22 protein-coding genes are annotated in these 22,163 nt (G+C 64.4%); 10 read left to right on the top strand and 12 right to left on the bottom strand.

The window, feature by feature from the left end; all coding sequences use genetic code 11:
* Positions 1 to 180 precede the first annotated feature (180 nt).
* Genes HD842_RS03620 through tsaB form a run of 4 tightly spaced genes read right to left on the bottom strand, consistent with a single transcriptional unit; the run spans position 181 to position 3,194 of the window.
* Entirely contained in the window at positions 181 to 1,059 is an 879-nt protein-coding gene (locus HD842_RS03620) for a DUF1853 family protein (RefSeq protein WP_370660780.1), read from the bottom strand.
* Positions 1,060 to 1,108: 49 nt separating this feature from the next.
* Positions 1,109 to 2,026, bottom strand: coding sequence for a uracil-DNA glycosylase (locus HD842_RS03615; protein WP_229424582.1), 918 nt, complete (start codon positions 2,024 to 2,026; stop codon positions 1,109 to 1,111).
* On the bottom strand, positions 2,023 to 2,490 hold the full coding sequence (gene rimI, locus HD842_RS03610; RefSeq protein ID WP_183551065.1) for a ribosomal protein S18-alanine N-acetyltransferase: 468 nt from the start codon (positions 2,488 to 2,490) through the stop codon (positions 2,023 to 2,025). Before rimI ends, HD842_RS03615 begins: the two co-directional genes overlap by 4 nt.
* Positions 2,487 to 3,194 (bottom strand): tRNA (adenosine(37)-N6)-threonylcarbamoyltransferase complex dimerization subunit type 1 TsaB, encoded by a 708-nt coding sequence (tsaB, locus tag HD842_RS03605; RefSeq protein ID WP_183551062.1) that lies wholly within the window; start codon positions 3,192 to 3,194, stop codon positions 2,487 to 2,489. Before tsaB ends, rimI begins: the two co-directional genes overlap by 4 nt.
* A gap of 89 nt (positions 3,195 to 3,283) precedes the next feature.
* On the opposite strand from tsaB, the gene HD842_RS03600 reads away from it, so the two are divergent.
* Positions 3,284 to 3,709 (top strand): thioredoxin family protein, encoded by a 426-nt coding sequence (locus HD842_RS03600; protein WP_183551059.1) that lies wholly within the window; start codon positions 3,284 to 3,286, stop codon positions 3,707 to 3,709.
* Here HD842_RS03600 and HD842_RS03595 read toward each other — a convergent pair.
* Entirely contained in the window at positions 3,706 to 6,846 is a 3,141-nt protein-coding gene (locus tag HD842_RS03595) for an EAL domain-containing protein (protein ID WP_183551056.1), read from the bottom strand. The two genes, HD842_RS03600 and HD842_RS03595, sit on opposite strands and share 4 nt — an antisense overlap.
* 172 nt (positions 6,847 to 7,018) lie before the next feature.
* Between HD842_RS03595 and HD842_RS03590 the strand changes: the two genes are divergently transcribed.
* Complete coding sequence (locus tag HD842_RS03590; protein ID WP_183551053.1) at positions 7,019 to 7,528, top strand: DUF1993 domain-containing protein; 510 nt, start codon at positions 7,019 to 7,021, stop codon at positions 7,526 to 7,528.
* A 30-nt stretch (positions 7,529 to 7,558) separates the two neighbouring features.
* Here the strand turns inward: HD842_RS03590 and HD842_RS03585 are convergent, their stop codons facing one another.
* From HD842_RS03585 to HD842_RS03575, 3 genes are read right to left on the bottom strand one after another with little or no spacing between them, the layout of a single operon-like run.
* Complete coding sequence (locus HD842_RS03585; RefSeq protein WP_229424581.1) at positions 7,559 to 7,804, bottom strand: DUF1289 domain-containing protein; 246 nt, start codon at positions 7,802 to 7,804, stop codon at positions 7,559 to 7,561.
* Positions 7,788 to 8,354 (bottom strand): DUF1415 domain-containing protein, encoded by a 567-nt coding sequence (locus tag HD842_RS03580; protein ID WP_183551050.1) that lies wholly within the window; start codon positions 8,352 to 8,354, stop codon positions 7,788 to 7,790. Before HD842_RS03580 ends, HD842_RS03585 begins: the two co-directional genes overlap by 17 nt.
* Positions 8,329 to 8,562: a hypothetical protein gene (locus HD842_RS03575; RefSeq protein WP_183551047.1), complete on the bottom strand. Its 234-nt coding sequence runs from the start codon at positions 8,560 to 8,562 to the stop codon at positions 8,329 to 8,331. Before HD842_RS03575 ends, HD842_RS03580 begins: the two co-directional genes overlap by 26 nt.
* Positions 8,563 to 8,699: 137 nt before the next feature.
* Between HD842_RS03575 and HD842_RS03570 the strand changes: the two genes are divergently transcribed.
* From HD842_RS03570 to selD, 3 genes are all read left to right on the top strand, one after another.
* Entirely contained in the window at positions 8,700 to 10,022 is a 1,323-nt protein-coding gene (locus HD842_RS03570; RefSeq protein WP_183551045.1) for a transglycosylase SLT domain-containing protein, read from the top strand.
* Positions 10,023 to 10,411: 389 nt separating this feature from the next.
* Positions 10,412 to 11,965 carry a DEAD/DEAH box helicase gene (locus HD842_RS03565; protein ID WP_183551043.1) on the top strand — a complete coding sequence of 518 codons (1,554 nt, stop codon included), beginning with the start codon at positions 10,412 to 10,414 and terminating at the stop codon, positions 11,963 to 11,965.
* Between the two features lie 308 nt (positions 11,966 to 12,273).
* Positions 12,274 to 13,329 (top strand): selenide, water dikinase SelD, encoded by a 1,056-nt coding sequence (gene selD / locus HD842_RS03560; RefSeq protein WP_183551040.1) that lies wholly within the window; start codon positions 12,274 to 12,276, stop codon positions 13,327 to 13,329.
* Between the two features lie 18 nt (positions 13,330 to 13,347).
* On the opposite strand, the gene nhaR is transcribed toward selD, so the two are convergent.
* A complete protein-coding gene (nhaR, locus tag HD842_RS03555; protein ID WP_183551037.1) occupies positions 13,348 to 14,244 on the bottom strand; it encodes a transcriptional activator NhaR in 897 nt (298 codons plus the stop codon).
* 211 nt (positions 14,245 to 14,455) lie between these two features.
* On the opposite strand from nhaR, the gene HD842_RS03550 reads away from it, so the two are divergent.
* A complete protein-coding gene (locus tag HD842_RS03550; RefSeq protein ID WP_308638126.1) occupies positions 14,456 to 15,418 on the top strand; it encodes a TerC family protein in 963 nt (320 codons plus the stop codon).
* Between the two features lie 50 nt (positions 15,419 to 15,468).
* Here the strand turns inward: HD842_RS03550 and HD842_RS03545 are convergent, their stop codons facing one another.
* Genes HD842_RS03545 through egtD form a run of 3 tightly spaced genes read right to left on the bottom strand, consistent with a single transcriptional unit; the run spans position 15,469 to position 18,598 of the window.
* Positions 15,469 to 16,410, bottom strand: a complete 942-nt coding sequence (locus HD842_RS03545) for a YihY/virulence factor BrkB family protein (RefSeq protein ID WP_183551034.1) — start codon at positions 16,408 to 16,410, stop codon at positions 15,469 to 15,471.
* Positions 16,407 to 17,633 carry an ergothioneine biosynthesis protein EgtB gene (gene egtB / locus HD842_RS03540; RefSeq protein WP_183551032.1) on the bottom strand — a complete coding sequence of 409 codons (1,227 nt, stop codon included), beginning with the start codon at positions 17,631 to 17,633 and terminating at the stop codon, positions 16,407 to 16,409. The genes HD842_RS03545 and egtB overlap by 4 nt, the downstream gene beginning before the upstream one ends.
* Entirely contained in the window at positions 17,630 to 18,598 is a 969-nt protein-coding gene (gene egtD / locus HD842_RS03535) for an L-histidine N(alpha)-methyltransferase (RefSeq protein WP_229424580.1), read from the bottom strand. The genes egtB and egtD overlap by 4 nt, the downstream gene beginning before the upstream one ends.
* Before the next feature lie 210 nt (positions 18,599 to 18,808).
* On the opposite strand from egtD, the gene HD842_RS03530 reads away from it, so the two are divergent.
* The 4 genes from HD842_RS03530 to phnE are packed head-to-tail and all read left to right on the top strand — an operon-like array spanning position 18,809 to position 22,149.
* Positions 18,809 to 19,687 (top strand): putative selenate ABC transporter substrate-binding protein, encoded by an 879-nt coding sequence (locus HD842_RS03530; protein WP_183551028.1) that lies wholly within the window; start codon positions 18,809 to 18,811, stop codon positions 19,685 to 19,687.
* 7 nt (positions 19,688 to 19,694) lie between these two features.
* A complete protein-coding gene (locus HD842_RS03525) occupies positions 19,695 to 20,510 on the top strand; it encodes a phosphonate ABC transporter ATP-binding protein (RefSeq protein WP_183551026.1) in 816 nt (271 codons plus the stop codon).
* Positions 20,511 to 20,512: 2 nt separating this feature from the next.
* The gene (locus HD842_RS03520; protein ID WP_183551024.1) at positions 20,513 to 21,343 is read left to right on the top strand and encodes a PhnE/PtxC family ABC transporter permease; all 831 of its coding nucleotides are present in this window, start codon (positions 20,513 to 20,515) and stop codon (positions 21,341 to 21,343) included.
* Positions 21,340 to 22,149, top strand: coding sequence for a phosphonate ABC transporter, permease protein PhnE (gene phnE / locus HD842_RS03515; protein WP_183551021.1), 810 nt, complete (start codon positions 21,340 to 21,342; stop codon positions 22,147 to 22,149). The genes HD842_RS03520 and phnE overlap by 4 nt, the downstream gene beginning before the upstream one ends.
* The last annotated feature ends 14 nt before the right edge of the window (positions 22,150 to 22,163 follow it).

Genomic DNA, 22,163 nt, shown 5'->3' with positions numbered 1-22,163 from the left:
AAAACAATTAGGGTCAGAGTCGAATTGTTTGACAACTTTGGGGAATTGCCCATTAAGTCGACTCTGACCCTACTTTATTAGGCGGGCCGATCAGCGAGGTTTGCGGCAGCGTCGGGGGCTATTTATTGGGCAATTCGGGAAATTGCCCAATAAATCGACTCTGACCCTAATTAATCCTGATTAGGGGTTAGGGGTGGCGGTTTGGGCGCGGGTGCGCCAGTCGTTGGGGACGATGAAGCCGCGGTCTGCTTCTTCCAGTGCGTTGTCGTGTGGGCGGACGCGCGCGATCAGCGCTGGGGTGTTTGATATGGCGAAGCGGTCGGTCAATTCGGCTGCCAGTTGTGCGCGGGTCATTGCCCAAGTCGGTGAAGCGGTGCGCAGTGGCGCCAGCCATTCGAGTTTTGGCAGGATGACGTAGGTGTCGTCGGGCAGATTGTCCAGCTCGCTCAGTGCGCACCAGAAGCCGCGGCAATGGCCTTGGGTGATACCTTGCATTGCTGGCCAGTGACCGGCGGGGTAGAACAGCCAGCCTTTGACCAGGGCGCCCGCTTTGTTGACGGGGCGTGGCAGTTGCGCTTGCGCGGCCGGATGCTGGCCGAGTGCGAGCTGGCGTTCGAAGATCTTGCGCATCTTCAGGCCCAGCGTGTCGGCCAGGTTGGGGCCGACCAATGTGTCGAGCCCCCCTGCACCGCCTTCGCCCTGCAGATAGAACTTTGTCGCGAACTCGATGTGCTCCAGCGCATCCGGCCCATTCTCGAGCAAAAAATCGAATTCGCCGACCGTGTCGTTACGGTTGGCGCGGATTTGCAGGCCGTGCGCGACCAGCCGCCCCTGCTGCGCGAAGTAGAACGCCATCAGCTTTTCGGCATACAGTCCCAGTCGCGTGGACGGTTTCTCGCCGAGCGCGGCGTTCAGGGCCGATGGGTCGGCATCCAACTGCGCCAGCCACGTAGCGACATCGTCCGTGACCTGGCCCAGCGTGGCCACGCGTCCGGCCCATGCCGGTGCGGCGCCATCGAGCAGGTCGGGCGAGTCGAGCAGCCAGGCAAGTGCACGCACGGGTGGCCGCGTCAGGTGCCGCCAGCGCGCGTGGAACGCGGCCTGATAACTAGGTGCGGGGTGCAAGCGAACGCGCCCGGCACAGGTCAGCCCAGGCCAGCGCCTTGTCGGCGCCGCGCAGCAGCAATTCACCCGGATGCAGCGTGGCGACCAGCGGCACTTCGCCCAGCGCATGCACCTGACCACGTACGCCGGCCAGCGGCTCGTTCAGCGCGCGGCCCAGCAGGCCATTGGCCGCGACCTGCCCCATCGTCAGCACCGTCGTTGCGCCCGTCAGCGCCAGCTCGCGCTCCAGGAACGGCCGGCACGCCGTGATTTCCTCAGGCGTCGGTGCACGCTCGCCGCCCCTGGCATTGACCGGGCGGCACTTCACCAGCGGCGTGACATAGGCATCGCGCTCGCGCGACAGGCCGACCGCGTGCAGCATATTGCCCAGCAACTTGCCCGGATCGCCCGTCAGCGGCTGGCCGGCCTGCTCGTCGAGCGCGCTCGGCGTACCGGCGGCGATCAGCCAGCGCGCCTGGCGTGGTCCGTCGCCATACACGGGCTTGCGCCCTTCCCCGCATGCGCAGTCCTTGCAGCCGGCAATCGCCTGGCGCAAGCCGGCCCAGTCGAGCGTCGATACGTCGGGCGCGGCCGGCGCGGCGTCACTGCCGTCGTCCCACGCCGCGTCGGTGGCGACGGGCGGCGGATTGCGATACGGCGGCGCCGACAGCGGCGTCATCCCGCGCGCAACCGGCGCAGGATCGGGTACCGGCACCGGTGCAGCAACAGGTGCAGCAACAGGCGCAGAAGCAGAAGCCGGCACCACCGTCGGCGCAGCATCGACCGCGGCACCAGCATCGCTGTCAACAACGTCGTCACCAGCAGCATCCGTCAACGGTGCAGCCGTCGCCCGCAACTGCCACAACGGCCCGATCCCCATCTCGTTCAGAAACAGCGCATCGCGCCCGCTCACGGTCTTCATAAATCCAGCCTCATCACGATGGCATCTTCACGGCCCGCAGCGCCGGCCGGATAGTAGCCCTTGCGGCGCCCGATATGGACATAGCCATGGCGCCGGTACACGTCCAGCGCGCGCTCGTTCGACGGCCGCACCTCGAGCAGGATCGACGTCATGCCCTGGCTGCGCGCGCGCGCCGCGAGCACATCCAGCAAGCGCCGGCCCAGTCCCTGGCGCTGGCGATTCGCCGCGACTGCGACGTCGAGCAGGTGCGCTTCGTCGAGCGCGTACATCAACAGGTAGTAGCCGGCCAGCGCACCCTCGCCATCGCGCACGGTCCAGCAATCGTAGCCGCTGTTGAGCGAGTCGATAAAGTTCCCGCGACTCCAGGGAAACGGAAACACGCTCGCCTCCAGCGCGCACACCTCGCCCACGTCGGCCGCCGTCATCGGCGCCAGTTGCAGGCCAAGCTCTTGCAGGTCGCTCATGCAGCGGCCTTGGCGGCATTGATCACCAGGCGCTCGGCCGTGGTGAACGCGATCTTGTTGCGCAGGTAAATCGGCTGCGCCTGTGCCGCCGGCACGCCCTGCCCGGCCGCCAGCGCGCCAACGGCAAGGGGCGCCATCTCACGCGCATGTGGCACGATGTCCGCCATGGCGCCGACCGCAAATGCCTGCCCGGCGAAGGCATCGGCATACGCCTCGAAGCCATTGCCGCACGCCTGCAGACCAGCGACGGCCAGCGGCGCCACGGCCTGCGGCGCGCTCAACGTGGGCGCCACGACTTCGCGCCATGCGCCATCAAAGCGGTACTGCGCCCAATAGACTTCGCCCATGCGCGCGTCGAGCACCGCCAGAACCTCGGTCGCGCCGCAGCGCGCCCGGCAGCTTTCGGCCATCGCTGCCAGCGTCACCATCGGCAGCACGGGAAGATTGGCGCCGTAAGCCAATCCCTGCGCGACGCCGCACGCCGTGCGCACGCCGGTAAACGAGCCGGGACCGGCCCCGAAGGCAATGGCGTCGCAGTCCGCCAGCGCAATGCCGGCTTCGCGCAGCAGTTCCTGCACCATCGGCAGGATCGATTGCGAATGGCTGCGCACGCCGGCAGTGGCACGGGCAATGACGGCGTCGTTGACCAGGAGCGCGCAAGACGCCAGCTCGGCCGAGGTTTCAATGGCAAGAATGGTAGGCATCCCGTATTTTAACCGCTTGGCCGGGCGCCATCCATGCCAGCCGGCCTTCCCCCCCACATTGCAGCGCAACACGGAGTAAAATGCGCTCCATGCATAGCCTGACCCTCGATTCTTCGACCCTCGACGCCGCCGTCGCCGCCGTCCATGACGACGCCTGGACGGTTGCCTGCCTGTGCGCCGCCTGGTGCGGCACCTGCGCGACCTACCGCGCGACGTTCGAGAGCCTGGCCGCGCGCCACCCGGACAAGCACTTCATCTGGATCGACATCGAAGACCAGGCCGCCCTGGTCGGCGACCTCGATGTCGACAACTTCCCGACGCTGCTGCTGCAGCGCGGCGACACCGTGGCGTTCTTCGGCACGATGGTGCCCGATGGCGGCGTGGCCGATCGTCTGATCCAGGCGCAGGCCGAGATCACCCCGGCCGAACTGGCGCGCCTGGCGCAATCGAGCGAAGAGCGGCGCGAATGGCAGCGCGACTGCAATCTGCGGCTGCTGCTGGGCGGCGCGGACTAACCCTGCCCGCCCCAGCGCGCCAGAATCTCACCCGCCGCCACCGGCTTCCCATACAAATACCCCTGCGCCAGATTGCATCCATGGCGCAGCAAGAACGCCGCCTGATCGGCGCGCTCGACACCTTCAGCAATCACCGACAGGTTCATGCTCTTGCCAAGCTGGATGATGGCAACCGCGATGGCCTCGTCGTCCGGTCCCTGCGAGATATCCTTGATGAAGCTGCGGTCGATCTTGAGCGTCTGCACCGGCAACTGCTTCAGATACGCCAGCGATGAGTAACCGGTGCCGAAATCGTCGATCGCCAGCCCCACGCCGATCGCATGCAGGTCCTTCACGTATTGCAGCGCGTCGCCCGTGTTCATGATGATCGACTCGGTCACTTCCAGCTGCAGGCGGTGCGGCGCGAGGCCGGTCGATTCCAGCACCTCGGTCACGATCGCTGCCATGCCGCCGCGCTCGAACTGGCGCACCGACAGGTTCACGGCGATCTTCGGCATGGTCAAACCCTGCGCTTCCCACGCCACCATCTGGCGGCAGGCTTCCTGCAGCACCCACTGGCCAAGCTGGCCGATAAAGCCGGTGTCTTCGGCCAGCGGGATGAATTGACACGGGCCGATCTGGCCCAGTTCGGCACTGTGCCAGCGCACCAGCGCTTCCACGCCGGTCAGGCGGCCGGTGTCTATCTCGACCTGCGGCTGATATGCCAGATAGATCTCGTTCTTGTCGATCGCGCGGCGCAGCAGGCCTTCCATGCGCAGGCGCTCGACGCCGTCGCCACTCATCGACGCCGCATAGAACTGGTAGCCGTTGCGCCCGCGTGCCTTGGCCTGGTACATCGCCACGTCGGCGTTGCGGATCAACATGTGCATGTCCTGCGCGTCCTGCGGATACAGGCTGATGCCCACGCTGCCGGTGACGAACAGCTCGTAGCCGGACACCATGAACGGCTGCTCGAACATTGCGATCAGCTTGGCCGCCACGCGGGTCGCGCCGGCGACACCGCCGATATCCTCGAGCAGTACGATGAATTCGTCGCCGCCCAGGCGCGCCAGCGTGTCGCCTTCGCGCAGACAGCGGGCCAGCGCGAAGGCGGCCTGCTTGAGCAGTTCGTCGCCGACGTGGTGCCCCAGCGTGTCGTTGACGTTCTTGAAGCGATCGAGGTCGATGAACAGCACTGCGAGCTGCTGGCCGTCGCGCTGCGCGCGCGTCATCGCGTGGCGCAGGCGGTCGTGATACAGCAGGCGGTTGGGCAGCGCGGTCAGGGGATCGTGGTGCGCCAGGTGATCGAGCTGGTTCTGCGATTCGCGCGCACGCGTGATGTCGCTGAACACCGACACATAATGCGTGATCGCGCCGGCGTCGCCCCGCACTGCGGTGACGGTCAGCGACTCCAGATACGCTTCGCCATCGCGGCGCGTGTCCCAGATCTCGCCGCGCCAGAAACCCGTCTCGTCCAGCTCGCGCCACAGCTTGTGATAGAAGGCGTCGTCCTGGAGCCGGCCACGCATCATGCTCGACTCGCGCCCCAGCGCCTCTTCTTCGCTGTAGCCGGTGATGCCGGTAAAGGCCGGGTTGACGGCAACGATCCGGCCCGACACGTCCAGCACCATCACGCCATCGGCGATGTGCTCGAGCACCGTGGCCGACAGGCGCAGTTTTTCTTCGGCCAGCTTGCGCTCGGTGATGTCGGCGAACACCCAGATGCTGCCTTCGTCCGGGTACGCCGGGTCGAGCGCCGAGCCGCTCACCAGGCACCAGAACAGGCTGCCGTCGCGATGGCGCAGTTGGTGTTCCTCGCCCAGGTCCATGCGCCGCGCGAGCAGCGGGTATTGCGTCATGGCGGTCTGCTCGTAATCTTCGCGCGTGGGGTACAGGATCTCGGTCGACTGGCCGACCATCTGGCCTTCGTCATAGCCGAACAGCGTTTCGCCGCGCCGGTTGCTCGAGACGATGCGGCGCTGGCGCACGAACAGCACGCCGAACATCACGTTGTCGAGGATCGCGCCCTGCTCGGTGAGCAGCGCTTCGATGCGCATCTCGTTGTGTTTGCGCTCGCTGATATCCGAGATGATGCCGTCGATCCGCACCGCGCCGTCCAGCGCGGCCACGCCCGATAATCCTTGCGGCTGGCCGCTTTCCTGCACCCAGCGCTCCACGCCGTGGGCATCGATGATCCGGTATTCCAGCTGATAAGCATCGCCAACGCGCGCGGCGTGGCGCACCGTGTGGCTGTACCTGCGCCGGTCTTCCGGATGCACGATATCGCTCCAGTCGTCGGTCGTGGCGCGCATCAGGCGCTCTGCCGAGTGGCCGGTGATGTCTTCGATCGCGTCACTCACGAACTCAATGGCCCCGCCGGCGCGCACGCGAAACACCGCGCCGGGAACCTGGTTCACGATGCTGCGAAACTGTTCTTCACGCCGCGCGATATCGGCAAACAGATCGCGAATGGCCAGGCGCATGTGCTCCATCTGCCGGCCCAGGCGCCCCAGCTCGTCGGCCGCTGACAGTGCCAGCGGCGTATCGAAGTCGGCGCGCGCCAGGCGGTCGGAAAACCCCATCAGGCGGCGCAGCGGCGACAGCAGTCGGCGCCGCAGCAGCAGCGCGATCAGCAGCAGCGAAACGGCAACCTGCCCCACGACCACCAGCGCATAGTTGCGCTGCTTGCGGCGCAGCTCCTGCTGGCTGCGGTAGTCGTCCATCTCGAGACGCACGGTGCCGATCGTCTCGCCACGCACCACAACCGGCCGTTCGGCGCTGAGCACACGGCCAAGGGGACGTGTGGGCGAGCGCACCCGCAGCGCGACCTCGCCTTGCGGACCATGCAGCTCGACAATGACGACGGCCGGATCGCGCAGCATCGCATCGAGCAGCGGCCGCGCCGTGTCCGGATCGAGGTTCCAGAGCGGCTCCTGCACGCCGAGCGCGAGGATCTCTGCATTGCGCTGCAGGGAGTCGTCGAGCGCCGCAGCAACCGCAGCGCGCTCCTGCACCCCGATCAGAAGATAACTGCCCACGGCCGCCGGCCCCGCCAGGCCGACGAACACCACCAGCAGCAAGGCGCGGTACAGCGAGCGGCCATACAGGCTGCCCAAGCGCGACAGGATGGTGGGAGTGGCGGATGACGATGTGGACATGGACGTTGGCGCCGCTGGCGCTGGTTTTACTGATTTGGTGTAAAAAACGCGATTATGCGCCGTCGCTTGCTAAGCGTCACTAGCTAACGGCGCATAACCAACCGTCGGCAACGCGCGACCAGACTTGCTATGATGGATTGTCATGAACGCGTTTCTAATCGAGGAGAATCTGATGAGTCATTCCCTGTACGCCGCTTCGGTGCCGGTGTTTCGCCAATTGCTCGACGCCCTGGCCGGCGTGCTAGAAAAAGCCGAGGCCCATGCGCTGGAGCGGCGCATCGAACCGGATGCCCTGTTACAGGCCCGGCTGTTTCCCGACATGTTCCCGCTGGCGCGCCAGATCCAGCTCGCCACGGATTTCGCCAAGGGCGCCGGGGCACGCCTGGCCGGCATCGAATCGCCGCGCTATGAAGATGGCGAGCGCACCTTCACCGAACTGCAGCAGCGCATCACGCGTACGGTTGGTTTTCTCGATAGCCTCGAGCAAGCGGACATCGACGCCGGCGCAACCCGCCCGATCACCCATGGCAGCGGCGAACGCGCACGCCACTTCGACACCGGCGCGGTCTACCTGACCCACTTCGCGATGCCGCAGTTCTGCTTCCACGTGACGACCGCGTACGCGATCCTGCGCCACAACGGCGTGCCGATCGGCAAGCGCGACTTTATCGGCAGCTATTGATAAGGCAATAAGCCAGGTAACGGGCCGCGATCACTTGTTCCGGCGCGGGTAACCCTGCGCCAGAATGCGCTGCCAGACGAGCTCCTTGGCATCGGCGCTCATCGACACCCAGTGAGCCACCTCGGCCACAGTACGGCCGCAGCCGCGGCAGACTTCGTCGAACGTGGTCGAGCATACGGCCACGCAGGGCGTGTCCGGCCGGCCGGCCGGGGTTCCGGGTGTTACCGGTGTCACTGGTGCAGGGCTGGCCCCGCCCGCTTCACGCTGGTCCGACATGGAGCTTGTCCCAACCGTCGTGTCCAAGCTGTTCCATCGTCTCGATATTCTTTTCGAAGATCTCTTCCGCCTGCGGGAAGGCTGCCACCGCGCGCTCGATGCTTTCTTCGCGCAGCAAGTGCAGGATCGGGTATGGCGCGCGGTTCGTGTAATTCGAGATATCGTTGATGTCGGTGTCAGCGAACTGATATAAGGGATGGAAGCTGGCCACCTGCAGCTCGCCATCCAGCTGCATGTCCTCGAGCGCGGCATCGGCCACGTCCAGGAACTCGTTGTAATCCTCGAAATCGCCCAGCACGAACGGGTGAATGATCAGCGTGGTGTCGATCTTGGCGGCATCGGTGTCGGACAGGTGCTGCAGCTCGTCCATTAACGTTTCAAGCAATTGCTCGGGTGTGGTCGCGTTGGCAACAACATAGCGCACCTGCTCCTTGACGTACACGGCCTTGGCAAACGGGCATAGATTCAGGCCGATCACCGCGCGTTCGAGCCAGTTGCGGGTCGCGCCGATGATGGCATCATCGTCAGCGTTGAGGTTGGGAGTGCTCATAGAAGACTTTCAATAGCAATGCAGACTGCAAAAGCCGGATTGTACGCACTCTTTGCGTGTGCTCATAGATCGGCCCCGCCCCGGGGGTAACGTTGGCCCGATGCGGTCGTATGCGCAGTGGATAACGCCACCAAATCCCGGTGTTGTTGACCAAAAATACCGGCGGTTCATTAATTTCGATGATCCTGATGGCATCTTCTGTTTTCATGATGTCAACGTACGCGATTCTAGAGGACATTTTTATTGTAACGAAGGCGTCATACATCTTGACGCGCTCGACAATCCCTACGTACTATGCCTCCTTGTCCTCGGTCCGTTCGTTCCTGAACGCAACACTGGAAAGCTATGCACAACACGAAACGTCCTACCTTCGCACTGGCTGCATTGGCCTTCCTGGCCGCGTCACCCCTCAGTTTCGCCATGGACGCAGCCTCGCTGCCCACAGTCCAGCCTGCCGCAGTCGGCAGCCGCACCACCGCAGCACCTTCGCAAGTCCAGACCAAACTCGATGAATACCGCGAAACCGACGTCTGGGGCCGCATCCGCAGCGGCTACGCGATTCCCGATCTGAACAACGCGCTCGTTACCCGTCATACCCAGGCCTACGCCAATCATCCCGCCACGCTGTCCCGTATCTCCGGCCGCGCTTCTCCTTACCTGTACCACGTGGTGTCCGAGCTCGAAAAGCGCGGCATGCCGACCGAGCTGGCACTGCTGCCAGTGATCGAATCGGCCTTCAACCCGCAAGCCATGTCGAGCGCCAACGCTGCCGGCCTGTGGCAGTTCGTGCCGGGTACGGGCAAGGATTTCGACCTCAAGCAGAATATGTTCAAGGACGAGCGCCGTGGCGTTGTGGCGTCCACCGATGCAGCGCTGAACTACCTGCAGCGCCTGTACACGATGTTCGGCGACTGGCCGCTGGCTCTGGCTGCGTATAACTGGGGCGAAGGCAATGTGCAGCGCGCCATCAAGAAAAACCAGGCCGAAGGCAAGCCAACCGATTTCGAAAGCCTGGCTGACCTGATGCCGGCGGAAACGCGCAACTACGTGCCAAAGCTGCAGGCGGTCAAGAACGTGATCGCCAATCCGGGCAACTATGGCGTCGTGCTGCCAGCCATCGACAACCAGCCCTACTTCACCACGGTCGACAAGACCAGTGACATCGATCTGGCAGTCGCAGCCCAGCTGGCCGAAATGTCGCTCGACGAATTCAAGGCGCTCAATCCGCAGTTCAAGAAGCCGGTCATCATTGGCGGCGCCCAGACCCAGATCCTGCTGCCGAAAGAAAACGCCGAGAAATTCCACCTGAACCTCGCGCAATGGGGCCATGCCCTGTCGACCTGGACCACGCACAAGATCACCGGTGCGCGCGTGAGCATCGCTTCGCTGGCCTCGAAGTTCGGCACCACGCCAGAAGTCATCCGCCAGGCCAACAACATCCCGGCGCAGTCGCTCCTGAAAGTGGGCTCGACGATCCTGGTGCCGAAAATCTCGACCTCGAGCCATGGCGACATCGCCGAGAACATCATCGACAACGCCGTCGTCGCGTTCGAAGCCGACCGCGGCATCGTCAAGCGCACCACCAGCCGCTTCAAGACCAAGGCTGGCGTGAGCAAGGACAGCAAGCGCATTTCCCGCAACACGTCGTCCAAGCGCAAGCAGCGCTGATTTCCGGCCGGCATCCCCGCCACGGGGGTGCCGGCCGCTGTTTCGCACAGGGCCAGTTATACGATTTTCAAAGGGTCCGTGCACGAAGGCCGAAAAACCTGTATAGTTCGGTTTGTGCACTGCGACATCGCGCCCGTTTCTGAAAACATCCAGATGCGGCAGCAGCAAGGCAGTCATCCAAGCAGCACCGCAAACCCCAGGCAGCTCATTTGAGCGCCTTTCTAAAGCCCTCCCGCCCTGTGTGTCGCTTTCAGACACCGTCCCGGCGCAAAGCTTTTGTGCCGAAATTTCTTTCATTCTGAGTCATTTCGTTTGTTGGTTCGCGTTGCATTTTTTCGTTCGCGCCATCCGTGCGAGCGTATTTGATTTATTCCGAAAGTACAGATCACATGAGTTTTGAAGCCCTAGGCCTCCACGCGTCCCTCGTCCAGGCTGTTGCCGATACCGGTTACACCACCCCTACGCCAGTCCAGGCGCAAGCCATTCCTGCCGCCATCGCCGGCCGCGACCTGCTGGTCTCGTCGCAAACCGGTTCGGGCAAGACTGCCGCCTTCATGCTGCCAGCACTGAACAAGCTGGCCAACGCTGAAGAAACGCCAGCCGGCAAGACCGCTGCGCAAGAAGCCCAGGCTGCCCGCGCCAAAGGCGAGCGCGTCCGTTTCAAGGCTGCCCAGCCAAAAATGCTGGTGCTGACCCCAACCCGCGAACTGGCCCTGCAAGTCTCGGCTGCCACCGAACAGTACACGGCGCACATGCGCCGCCTGCGCTGCGTCTCGATCCTGGGCGGCATGCCGTACCCGAAACAGATGCAACTGCTGGCCAAGAATCCTGAAATCCTGGTTGCCACCCCAGGCCGCCTGATCGACCACATGGAATCGGGCAAGATCGATTTCTCGCAGCTCGAAATCCTCGTGCTCGACGAAGCTGACCGCATGCTGGACATGGGTTTCATCGACGACATCGAGAAAATCGTTGCCGCGACCCCGTCGGCCCGTCAAACCATGCTGTTCTCGGCCACGCTGGATGGCGTCGTCGGCAACATGGCGCGCCGCATCACGACCGATCCGATGACGATCCAGATCGCCAGCGCGACCAACCGCCACGAGAACATCTCGCAGCGCGTCCACTTCGTCGACGACCTGTCGCACAAGAATCGCCTGCTGGACCACCTGCTGCGCGACGAATCGATGGACCAGGCCGTGGTCTTCACCGCCACCAAGCGTGACGCCGACACGATCGCCGACCGCCTGAACATCGCCGGTTTCGCTGCTGCCGCACTGCATGGCGACATGCACCAGGGCGCCCGTAACCGCACGCTGGACAGCATGCGCCGTGGCAGCATCAAGGTGCTGGTCGCAACCGACGTCGCCGCGCGCGGCATCGACGTGCCAAGCATCACGCACGTCGTCAACTACGACCTGCCGAAGTTCCCGGAAGACTACGTCCACCGCATCGGCCGTACCGGTCGCGCTGGCCGTAACGGTGTCGCCGTCTCGCTGGTGAACCACGCCGAAAGCATGAACGTGCGCCGCATCGAGCGTTTCACGCGCCAGCCGATCCCGGTCGCTGTCGTCGAAGGTTTCGAGCCAAAGCGCGCTGCAGCACCAGCCCGCGCTGGCTGGAAGCCAGGCGACGGCCGCAGCCCGTCGGCCAAGCCGGCATCGCGCGGTTTCTCGAAGCCATCCGGCGCGCGTGAAGGCTACGCCGACCGCGCACCGAGCGGCGCCCGTGGCGCCCCGTCGGAAAGCCGTTATGCTGACCGTGGCCCACGTGAAGCCGGCCCGGCCCGCGCACCAGGCGCAGCACCACGTGCGCCAAGCGCGCCACGTGACGGCAACCGTTTCAGCGCCCCACGTGAAGGCCAGCCGGCCCGTCGCGAAGGCGGCTACAAGGGTGCCCACCCACGTTCGGCGGACGGCGTGCGTCGTTCGTTTGGTGAGTAATCACCCTGCGTGAATCAAGAAACGGCTGCTTCGGCAGCCGTTTTTTTATGGGCGTCGTCTGCGCGTTCGAACCAACTTGGCATGACGTAGGGTGGACCGGGACGCGCAGTCGGCTATGCCGTCCACGCGTTCAAATGAATGTCGCTCCGTGGTGTGCCAAGACGTGTTGAACGCGTGGGCGGGAAACCCGCCCACCCTACGCCGGCAGGCATTTTTCGTGGGCCTCACAGGTGTATTGGCCCGTATGCCATGCACGTCCACGCCACATGGTGGATAATCCAAGACGATCAACGATTACCGGACATCCCATGAGCACCAGCGACCAACCCATCAAACTCACTTCGTTCTCGCACGGCGGCGGCTGCGGCTGCAAGATCGCGCCCGGCGTGCTGGCCGAGATCCTGAAGTCGTCGCACGGCTTCCCCGTGCCCAAGGAATTGATGGTTGGCATCGAGACGGCCGATGACGCTGCGGTCTACAAGCTCAACGATGAACAGGCCCTGATCGCCACGACCGACTTCTTCATGCCGATCGTCGACGACCCGTTCGACTTCGGCCGCATTGCCGCCACCAATGCGATTTCGGACGTGTATGCGATGGGCGGCACGCCAATCATGGCGCTGGCGCTGGTCGGCATGCCGATCAACAAGCTGCCGCTCGACACGATCGGGCAGATCCTGCGCGGTGGCGAGTCGATCTGCGCCGAAGCGGGCATTCCGATTGCGGGCGGCCACACGATCGATTCGGTCGAGCCGATCTATGGCCTGGTCGTGCTGGGCCTCGTGCATCCATCGAAAGTCAAACGCAATGCCGATGCCCGCGATGGCGACGTGCTCATCCTCGGCAAGCCGCTGGGCGTGGGCGTGCTGTCGGCGGCGCTCAAGAAAGACAAGCTGGGCGCTGACGGCTACGCAGCAATGATCGCCAACACGACCAAGCTGAACAAACCCGGGCGCCTGCTGGCCGACATGCCGGGCGTGCACGCACTGACCGACGTCACCGGCTTTGGCCTGCTGGGGCACTTGCTCGAACTGTCGCGCGGCGCGAAGCTGCATGCCACGCTGGACATGCCGAACATCCCGCTGCTGCCGGGCGTGCTGCAACTGGCGCAGGATGGCTACTTCACGGGTGCATCCGGGCGCAACTGGGAAGCGTATGGCAAGGATGTGCAGCTCGACGCGGCGATCCTGCCCGAGCAGCGCGCCCTGCTGACCGATCCGCAGACCTCGGGCGGCCTGCTGGTGGCCTGTGATCCCGCGGCCGCCGACGAGGTGCTGGCGCTGTTCGCGCGTGAAGGCTTTGCCGACGCAGCGATCATCGGCCGCATGGCTGCCGGCGAGCCGGGTATCAGCGTCAAGCCGTAACGCCAGCCATGGCGCGCATCAAACGAACAGCTTGTCGCGCGCCAGCGTACTGATCGCCACCGTGGCCGGATGACTCATCCGGCGTTCGGTGGTGATCGCATACACCTGCTCCACCACGCCATCGATCTGGCCCAGCGCCACCACCTGGTATTGCTGGCTCACCTGCGCCGCAATCACCGTCGGCACGAAGAACACCCCTGCCCCTGACTGGCCGAACGCATTCATCATTGCGCTGTCGTCGAATTCGCCGACGATGTGCGGATGCACCTCGGCCTGCTCCAGCCAGCGCAACAGGCGCTGGTGGATCGCGAAATCCTCTCCCGGCAAGAGCATCGGCGCATTGTGCAGACAGGCCGGAAACGGCTGGTCGAACGTCGCCGCCAGCGCCTGCGTGCACAGCGCCGTCATCGGACTCTGGCCCAGCAGGTGGTTATAGGCGCGCACGCTGAAATGCCCGGGAATCGGCCGGTCGGCAATGACCAGGTCGAGCCGGTGCACGGCCAGGTCGCCGATCAGGCTGTCGAGCCGCCCTTCGCGGCAGATCAGCCGCACCGGTTCCTTGAGCTTCAATGCCGGCTCCACCAGTTGGCAGGCAATGAGCTTCGACACCGAATCGGCGCAGCCAATCCGAAACGACATCGTGGCGAAGCTTTTGTCGCGCACCAGTTCGAGCAATTCGTCGCCGGTGCTGAAGATCGTCTCGGCGTAGCTGACGATACGGCGGCCCGTGTCGGTCAGCTCGAGGCTGCGGCCCGACTTGCGAAACAGCGCCACGCCCAGCGCATCGGCGAATTCGGACAGTTGCCCGGAAATCGAATGGGGTGTCAGGTTCAGCTGCGAGGCGGCCTTGGCGATGCTGCCGGTCTTGGCCACCATCCAGAAGTAACGCAGGTGTTTGTAGTTCAGCGCGGACATGGATTCTCCAATAACGTGGACTGTTCAATACATCGTTAAATTCGATGTTATATGAAATTATATTCGATTTGTACGATGCTTCACTGTCCCCTATAGTCAAGCCTTCACCACAAACTATAGGTGCCATACCAATGACACATCCTGTCCACCATTCCTGCGCACGGGCGCAGGGCAACCGGCCGCATGCGATGCGCCATGAAGGGAGCAAGCCATGAACGGTCTGGAAACAATTGCAAGCCCCATGATGTGGGCTGGCTTCGTCGGCTTCGTGCTGGTGATGCTGGCGCTCGACCTGTTCGTCTTTGGCGGTAACAAGGCGCACAAGGTCAGCGTCAAGGAAGCGGGTATCTGGTCGCTGGTCTGGGTCAGCATGGCCCTGCTGTTCAACGCCGGCCTCTGGTGGTATCTGAAAGGCAGCGTCGGCTCGGAAATCGCTGACCAGAAAGCGCTGGAGTTCTTCTCTGGCTACCTGATCGAGAAAGCGCTGTCGGTCGATAACGTGTTCGTGTTCCTGCTGATCTTTACCGCGTTCCAGGTGCCGCAGCAATACCAGCGCCGCGTCCTTATCTACGGTGTGCTCGGTGCGATCATCATGCGCGCCATCATGATCAGCGCCGGTGCCTGGGTCGTGAGTGAATTCAGCTGGGTGCTGTACCTGTTCGGCGCATTCCTGCTGTTCACTGGTATCCGCATGCTGGTGGCCGTCGATGCTGAACCGGACGTGGTCAACAACCCGATCCTGAAGTTTGCCCGCAGGCACCTGAAAGTGTCCGAAGGCGACCACGGCGAGAAGTTCTTCGTGCGGATCAACGGTGTGCGCTTTGTCACCCCGCTGTTCCTGGTGCTGATCCTGATCGAAGTGACCGACCTGGTGTTCGCGGTCGACTCGATCCCGGCCATCTTCGCGATCACGACCGATCCGTTCATCGTGTTCACGTCGAACATGTTCGCAATCCTGGGTTTGCGTGCACTGTACTTCCTGCTGGTAGACGTGGCTGACCGCTTCCACCTGCTCAAGTATGGCCTGGCGATGGTCCTGACCTTCATCGGTGTCAAGATGCTGATCATGCCGTGGTACCACGTGCCAGTGCAGGCTTCGCTGACCGTCGTGGCGGTGCTGATCGCCGGTAGCTGTATCGCCAGCGTGTTCATCACCAAGAAGGACGACAAGTAAGCCAGTGGCTGGCCAGTAGCGCCCCCAACGGCGCCAGGAGCACCCTGAACTTACCGGGCTGCGTCTGGCGCCGTTGTCATTGGGTCTTGCGCCGCATCATCGGGCACCAGGCCGACCCGCTCGTACTCCGCAATCACCTGCGCACCCAGCAGCAGCAGCGTGGCTGCGATCTCCAGCGAAAACATGACGACGATGGCCGTCGTCATCGAGCCATACACTAGGTTCACCTGCGACAGCGTCGAGAAATACCAGACCAGAATGTGGCGCGCCGCTTCCCACAGCAGCGCTGCCGTCACGCCACCGATGGCGGCGTGCCATATCGACAGCCGGCCCACCGGCATTACCAGGTAGATCGACGTGAGCACGAGAATCTCGCCGATCAGCCCCAGCAGATACAGCAGCGCACCCGACACGCCGTTCAGCGACCACTCATAGTTGAACAGCCACACGCTTTCGCGTCCCATGACCTGCAGCGCGCCCGCCACGAGCGTGACGACCATGATGCCCACGCCCAACGCCAGGATGTAGCAGTACGGCAGCACGGCCGACACCAGGTAATGCCGACGCCGGATCGCCACGCGGTGCACGAAAATCACGCTCATCGCGTTTTCCAGCACCGTGAAGGCAAGCGAACTGAAGAACAGCATCGTCACCGCCAGCACCCAGGTGATGAGTTGCCGGTCATCCAGAAAGTGCGCCACCTCGGCCACGATCGGCGCCGACTGCCCCGGCACCAGCAATTGCAGGTAGCGGCTGAGCGTTTCCAGCAACTCGGTCGGGTTGATGAAGTGCGACAGCACCACCATCACCAGCATCAAAAACGGCACGATCGACAGCAGCGCGTAATAGGCCACGGCGCCCGCCAGCAGCAAGCCCTGGTTGGCGCGGAACCCCTTCAGGACTTGCAGCGTGAACTTGAGCGGATGATTCAGGATGTAGACATTGGCGCGCTGATCTTTCAGGCGCGCCGTCCAGTCACGCCGACGACTCATCGGGCGAGGCGAATGCCGGAAAATTGCCAGCGCGCGCCTGTCGGGAAGAAGTTGCGGTAGCTGGGCCGTGCGTGACCGCCTGGCGTGGCGCAGGACGAGCCGCGCAGGACATACTGGTTGATCATGAACTTGCCGTTGTATTCGCCGATGGCGCCCGGGGCCGGTGCGAAGCCGGGATATGGTGCGTAGCTACTGCTGGTCCACTGCCAGCAGGCGCCGAACATCTGTTGCAGGCCGGCGCCGCTGGCAGCGTCCGGATGATGGGCCGGGCCGCTGCCCAGGCAGGCCTGGCGCGCCGCGAATTCCCACTCGAATTCGGTCGGCAGGCGCGCGCCCGACCAGCGGGCGAATGCATCCGCCTCGTACATCGAGATGTGCGTGACGGGCCGCTCGGCATCGAGCGGTTGCAGGCCGTGCAGCGTGAATTCGTACCAGCCATCGGCCTGCTCCACCCAGTACAGCGGCTGGGTGATCTCGCCACTGTTAACGCGGTCCCAGCCTTCGGCCAGCCACAGCGCCGGATCGCGGTAGCCACCGGCCTCGATGAACGCGCGGTATTCGCCATTGGTGACCAGGCGCGAGGCCAGCGCGAACGGCGCCACATAGGTGCGGTGGCGCGGCAATTCGTTATCGAAGCAAAAGCCCTTGCCGCCATAGCCGGCCTCGGCCAGGCCACCTTCGAAATCGAGCCAGGCCAGCGGCTCGGCCGGCGCGGACGGCGCCATGGCGTCCGTCGCATACGCCGGGTACAGCGGATTTTGCGCCAGCAGGTGCTTGACGTCGGTGAGCATCAGTTCCTGGTGCTGCTGTTCGTGCTGCAGGCCCAGTTCGATCAGCGTGGCCAGCGACTCGTCAATGCCGCCGGCGAGCAAATCGGCGATGCGGCGGTCGACATTCGCGCGGTAGTCCCTGACGACACGCATGCCAGGTCGCGTCAACAGCCCGCGCTGGGCGCGCGGATGCTTGTTGCCCACGCCGTTGTAGTAGGAGTTGAAGAACACCCGGAACGCCGGATGAAACGGCGCAAAGTTGGCTTCGCGCGGTTCGAGGATGAAGGTTTCAAAAAACCACGTCGTGTGCGCCAGATGCCATTTCATCGGGCTCGCGTCCGGCATCGACTGCGCGACGCAGTCTTCGTCGGACAAGCCCTCGGCCAGTTCCAGCGAACGGGTACGTACCTGCGCAAAAGCGCGTGGCAAGCTGTCGTCGCGCATCATGTTCATGATGCGATCGCCTGTGCGTGAATCACGGCAAACCAGCTCTGCGGATCGGTCCAGACGTGCGTGGCCTCGAAACCGGAGCGCTCCAGCAATCCGATCGCGTCGGCCTGCTGGTATTTGTAGCTGTTTTCGGTGTGGATGCGCTCACCGGCCTCGAAGCGGCGCTCGCCGCCGCGCCAGTGCACGGTCTGCGCACTGCGCGCCTCCAGATGCATCTCGATGCGGCCCATGGCCGCGTTGTAGGCGCCCCGGTGCTGCCAGCCCTTGATGTCGAAGTCGGCGTCGATCAGGCGGTTCACGTGGCGCAGCAAATTGAGGTTGAAGGCCGAGGTGACGCCCAGCGCGTCATCGTACGCGGCGTCGAGCGTGGCGGCATCCTTGGCCAGGTCGATGCCGATCAGCACGCCGCCATCGTTGCCGCACTGCGCGCGCAGGCGCGTGAGAAAGCCCTGCGCTTCGTCCGGCGTGAAGTTGCCGATCGACGAGCCCGGATAAAAGAACAGGCGCCGGCCGGCATTGACCTGCGGCGGCAATTCAAAGCTCGATGAGAAATCCATGCCCAGCGCTTCCATCGCGATCTGCGGGAACCGCTGGCGCAGACGCGCCAGAGCGTCGTGCACGAAGTCGGTAGAGATGTCGATCGCCACGTACTGCGCCGGCTGTAACAGCGGGAACAGCGCCGCTGCCTTGGCGCAGTTGCCGGCGCCGAGATCGATCAGGGTCGCGCCGGTGCCTGCGGAACGGGCAATTTCGGCGCCATAGCGCTCAAAGATCGACGCTTCGGTGCGCGTTGGGTAATACTCTGGCAGTTCGCATATCGCTTCGAACAATTTCGAGCCAAGTGCGTCATACAGGTATTTGGGGGAGATCCAGGCGGCTGGCGCCTGCAGACCGGTGTGCAGTTCGTCGGCTTCGTGCGCGCTGTGACGGGGCGCCGCGACGTCTTCAGGTGTACAGGATGTCAGCATAGGGTTTATCATTCGTGCCGCCACGACGCACCATGCGAGATGGCCTGTGAGTTTTGCTTCGTGTAGTTCTGGTAGTTCTTTTTTTATTTCTCTGTGTATTGCTGTTTTAGCTATCATAGCGGATTCCCCGGATTCGCCTAGTCTGCCTCACGCCAAGCGTGCTGCCCCTCGGGTCAGCCTCGTTTCATTACTTTTTAGACAAGAGCCACCATGACCCTGTCCTTCCGCCGCAACGTTCTCAAAACCCTGTGCGCCGCCGCTGTCGGCACGCTGCTGATCGCGGGCGCTGCCCACGCGCAGAGCAACGGCGTGCTGCGTGTTTCGGCCATTCCCGACGAATCGCCGACCGAACTGCAGCGCAAGTTCAAGCCGCTGGGCGACTACCTGGCCAAGGCCACGGGTCTGAAGGTGGAATTCACCCCGGTGACCGACTACGCTGCTTCGGTGGAAGGCCTGGTCAACCGCAAGATCGACATGGTCTGGTTCGGTGGCTTTACGTTTGTGCAGGCAAACGTGCGCAGCAAGGGCCAGGTCACCCCGCTGGTGCAGCGCGTGGAAGACGAGAAATTCCGCTCGGTCTTCATCACCACCGTGCCGACCATCAACAAGCTGGAAGACCTGAAGGGCAAGACGCTGGCCTTCGGTTCGGAATCGTCGACCTCGGGTCACCTGATGCCGCGCTCGTTCCTGCTGGGCGCCAAGATCAATCCGGACACCGACCTCAAGCGCATCGCCTTCTCGGGCGCGCATGACGCGACCGTGGCTGCGGTTGCCGGCGGCAAGGTCGATGCGGGCGCGCTGAACATCTCGGTCTGGGAAAAACTGGTCGAGGCGAAAAAGGTCGATCCGAAGCAAGTGCGCGTGTTCTACACGACCCCTGGCTACTTCGACTACAACTGGACCGTGCGCACCGACATGGACCCGGCCCTGAAAAAGAAAATCACCGACGCTTTCCTGGCGCTGGACGATTCCACCCCGCAGGGCAAGGAAATCCTGGAGCTGCAGCGCGCGACCCGCTTCGTGCCGACCAAGACCGCCAACTACGGCGCGATCGAAGCGGCGGCGAAAAACGCCGGTCTGCTGAAGTAATCGCACGATGGCGACCTTTCGCCTGCGCGGCGTGACCGTGCGCCACCTGACGGGCAGCCGCGCGGCTGCCCTGCACGCGCTCGACCTCACGATCGGCGCCGGTGAACAGGTCGCCCTGATCGGCCCATCCGGGGCCGGCAAGACCACGCTGCTGGCCACGCTGGCCTGCGCCCATCAACCGAGCGAAGGTACGCTGGAGATCCTGGGCAAGGAGCCGTGGCACCTGCCGCATGCCGCGCGCCACCGGCTGCGTGCGCGCCTGTTCCTCGCGCCGCAGACACCGCCACTGCCGGCGCGCCAGCGCGTCGTCACGGCCGTGCTGGCGGCGCGCTTGCCGCACTGGACGCTGTGGCAAGCCTTGACCTCGCTCGTGCGCCCGCAAGACCCCGATGCAGCGCACGCCGCGCTGTCGCGCTTCTCGCTGGGCGACAAGCTGTATGCACGCGTCGACCGCCTCTCCGGCGGCGAACGCCAGCGCTGCGGCCTGGCGCGCCTGCTGCTGTCCGATGCCGAAGCCCTGCTGGTCGACGAGCCGATTTCGGCGCTCGACCCGGCCCTCGCGCGCCACACGCTGGCCACGCTACGCCAGGAAGCCGCGCAGCGCAATGCCACGCTGGTGTGCAGTCTGCACCAGGTGGATCTGGCGCGTGAACAGTTTGCCCGCCTGGTGGGCCTGCGCGACGGGCGCATCGTGTTCGACGCGCCGCGCGAGCAGGTCACCGACACCATGATCGCCGACCTGTACGCCAACGAAAACGTCGAGCCGCACGTGGCGCCGCCACACGACACGCCCGCCCAAATCGCCGTCGGCGCCTGTTTCTAGGCATGACGAGCAAGACCGTGCTGCATCCCGACCCGGCCTGGCGCGCGCGCCTGATGGGCGCCGTCGTCTTCGTCCTGCTGCTGTATCCGCTGCTGGTCGCGGCCGAATTCAAACCATGGCTGCTGTTCGACGCGCAAAGCCTGCGCGCGGCCGGCGGCTTCCTGCGTGATTTTCTGACGCCCGAAACCGATCCTGCCTTCCTGGCGATGGTGCTGCGCGAGACCTGGCAGACCGTGGCGATTGCCACCGCAGGCCTGACGCTGGCGCTGATCGTCGCCATTCCCGCCACCTTCGTCATCAGCGAGCGCCTGTCGATCTCGCGCCTGGGCACGGGCCGCATCCGTCCGCTCGCCGGCGTCGTGCGCCAGGTCCTGCGCTGGATCCTGATGGTGCTGCGCTCCGTGCCCGAGCTGGTGTGGGCGCTGCTGTTCGTGCGCATCGTCGGCCTGGGGCCGACGGCCGGGGTGCTGGCGATCGCGCTGTCGTATTCGGGCATGCTGGCCAAGGTGTATGCCGAAATTCTCGAATCGTCCGACGCGCATGCGACCGATGTCCTGCTGGCCAATGGCAGCGGGCGTTTGCCGGCCCTGCTGTATGGCGCCCTGCCCGATGCCAGCGCCGAACTCGTGTCATACACGGTCTACCGCTGGGAATGCGCGATTCGCGGCTCGGCCGTGATGGGCTTTGTCGGCGCCGGCGGCCTCGGGCAGCGGCTCGATGAGTCGACCAAGATGATGGCCGGCGGCGAAGTGGCGACCATGCTCATCATGTTCGTGCTGCTGGTGGCCGGCGCCGACCTGGTCTCGAAACTGCTGCGCCGGAGGATCGGATGAAGGTGGATAACTCCTCGCGCACCGCAATCCCCGCCCCGCCGCCACGCCAGGCCGGCACCTGGCTCATACTCGGCGGCCTGCTGGTGCTGATCGTCGCCAGCTTTGCCTCGCTGCCGCTGCAATGGAGCGCCTTCTTCTCGCGCGAAGCGATCGATTCGGCGTCCGAATTCCTGGCCGGCTTCGCGCCGCCCGACACCGCGCCGGCGTTCCTGGCCAAGACACTCGTCGCGTTCTGGGAAACCCTGGCCATGTCGGCCATCGGCACCATCCTGGCGGCGCTCGTCGCCATGCCGCTGGCGCTGGCGGGCGCAGGGCGCATGGGCCGCGCGCCGCGCGCCCTGACGCGCCTGGTGCTCAATGTGCTGCGCTCGATCCCCGAGCTGGTCTGGGCCGCGGTGCTGCTGGTGCTGGCTGGTCTGGGGCCGCTGGCTGGCACACTGGCGCTGGCTGCGCACACGGCCGGTGTGCTGGGGCGCCTGTTTGCCGATGCGCTGGAAAACATCGAGCCGCACGCCGAACAAAGCCTGCGCACGAACGGCGTGCGGCCGCTGGCAGCGTTTTTGTACGCGACGCTGCCCCAGGCGCTGCCACAGATGCTGTCATACACACTGTACCGCTGGGAAAACAATATCCGCGCGGCGGCAGTACTGGGCGTGGTCGGGGCCGGGGGCCTGGGCCAGATGCTCAAGTACCACCTGTCGCTGTTTCAAATGCCCAGCGCTGCCACGGTCGTGATCGCGATGCTGGTGCTGGTGGCCCTGGTCGATGCGGCCAGTTATGCGCTGCGCCGCGCCCTGATGCGTTGATACTGACGCGCTAA

This window comes from Massilia aurea (assembly GCF_014200505.1).
Classification (GTDB): domain Bacteria; phylum Pseudomonadota; class Gammaproteobacteria; order Burkholderiales; family Burkholderiaceae_D; genus Telluria; species Telluria aurea_B.
The sequence above is the reverse complement of the archived record's forward strand: the minus strand, read 5'-3'. Positions and strand labels throughout refer to the sequence as shown.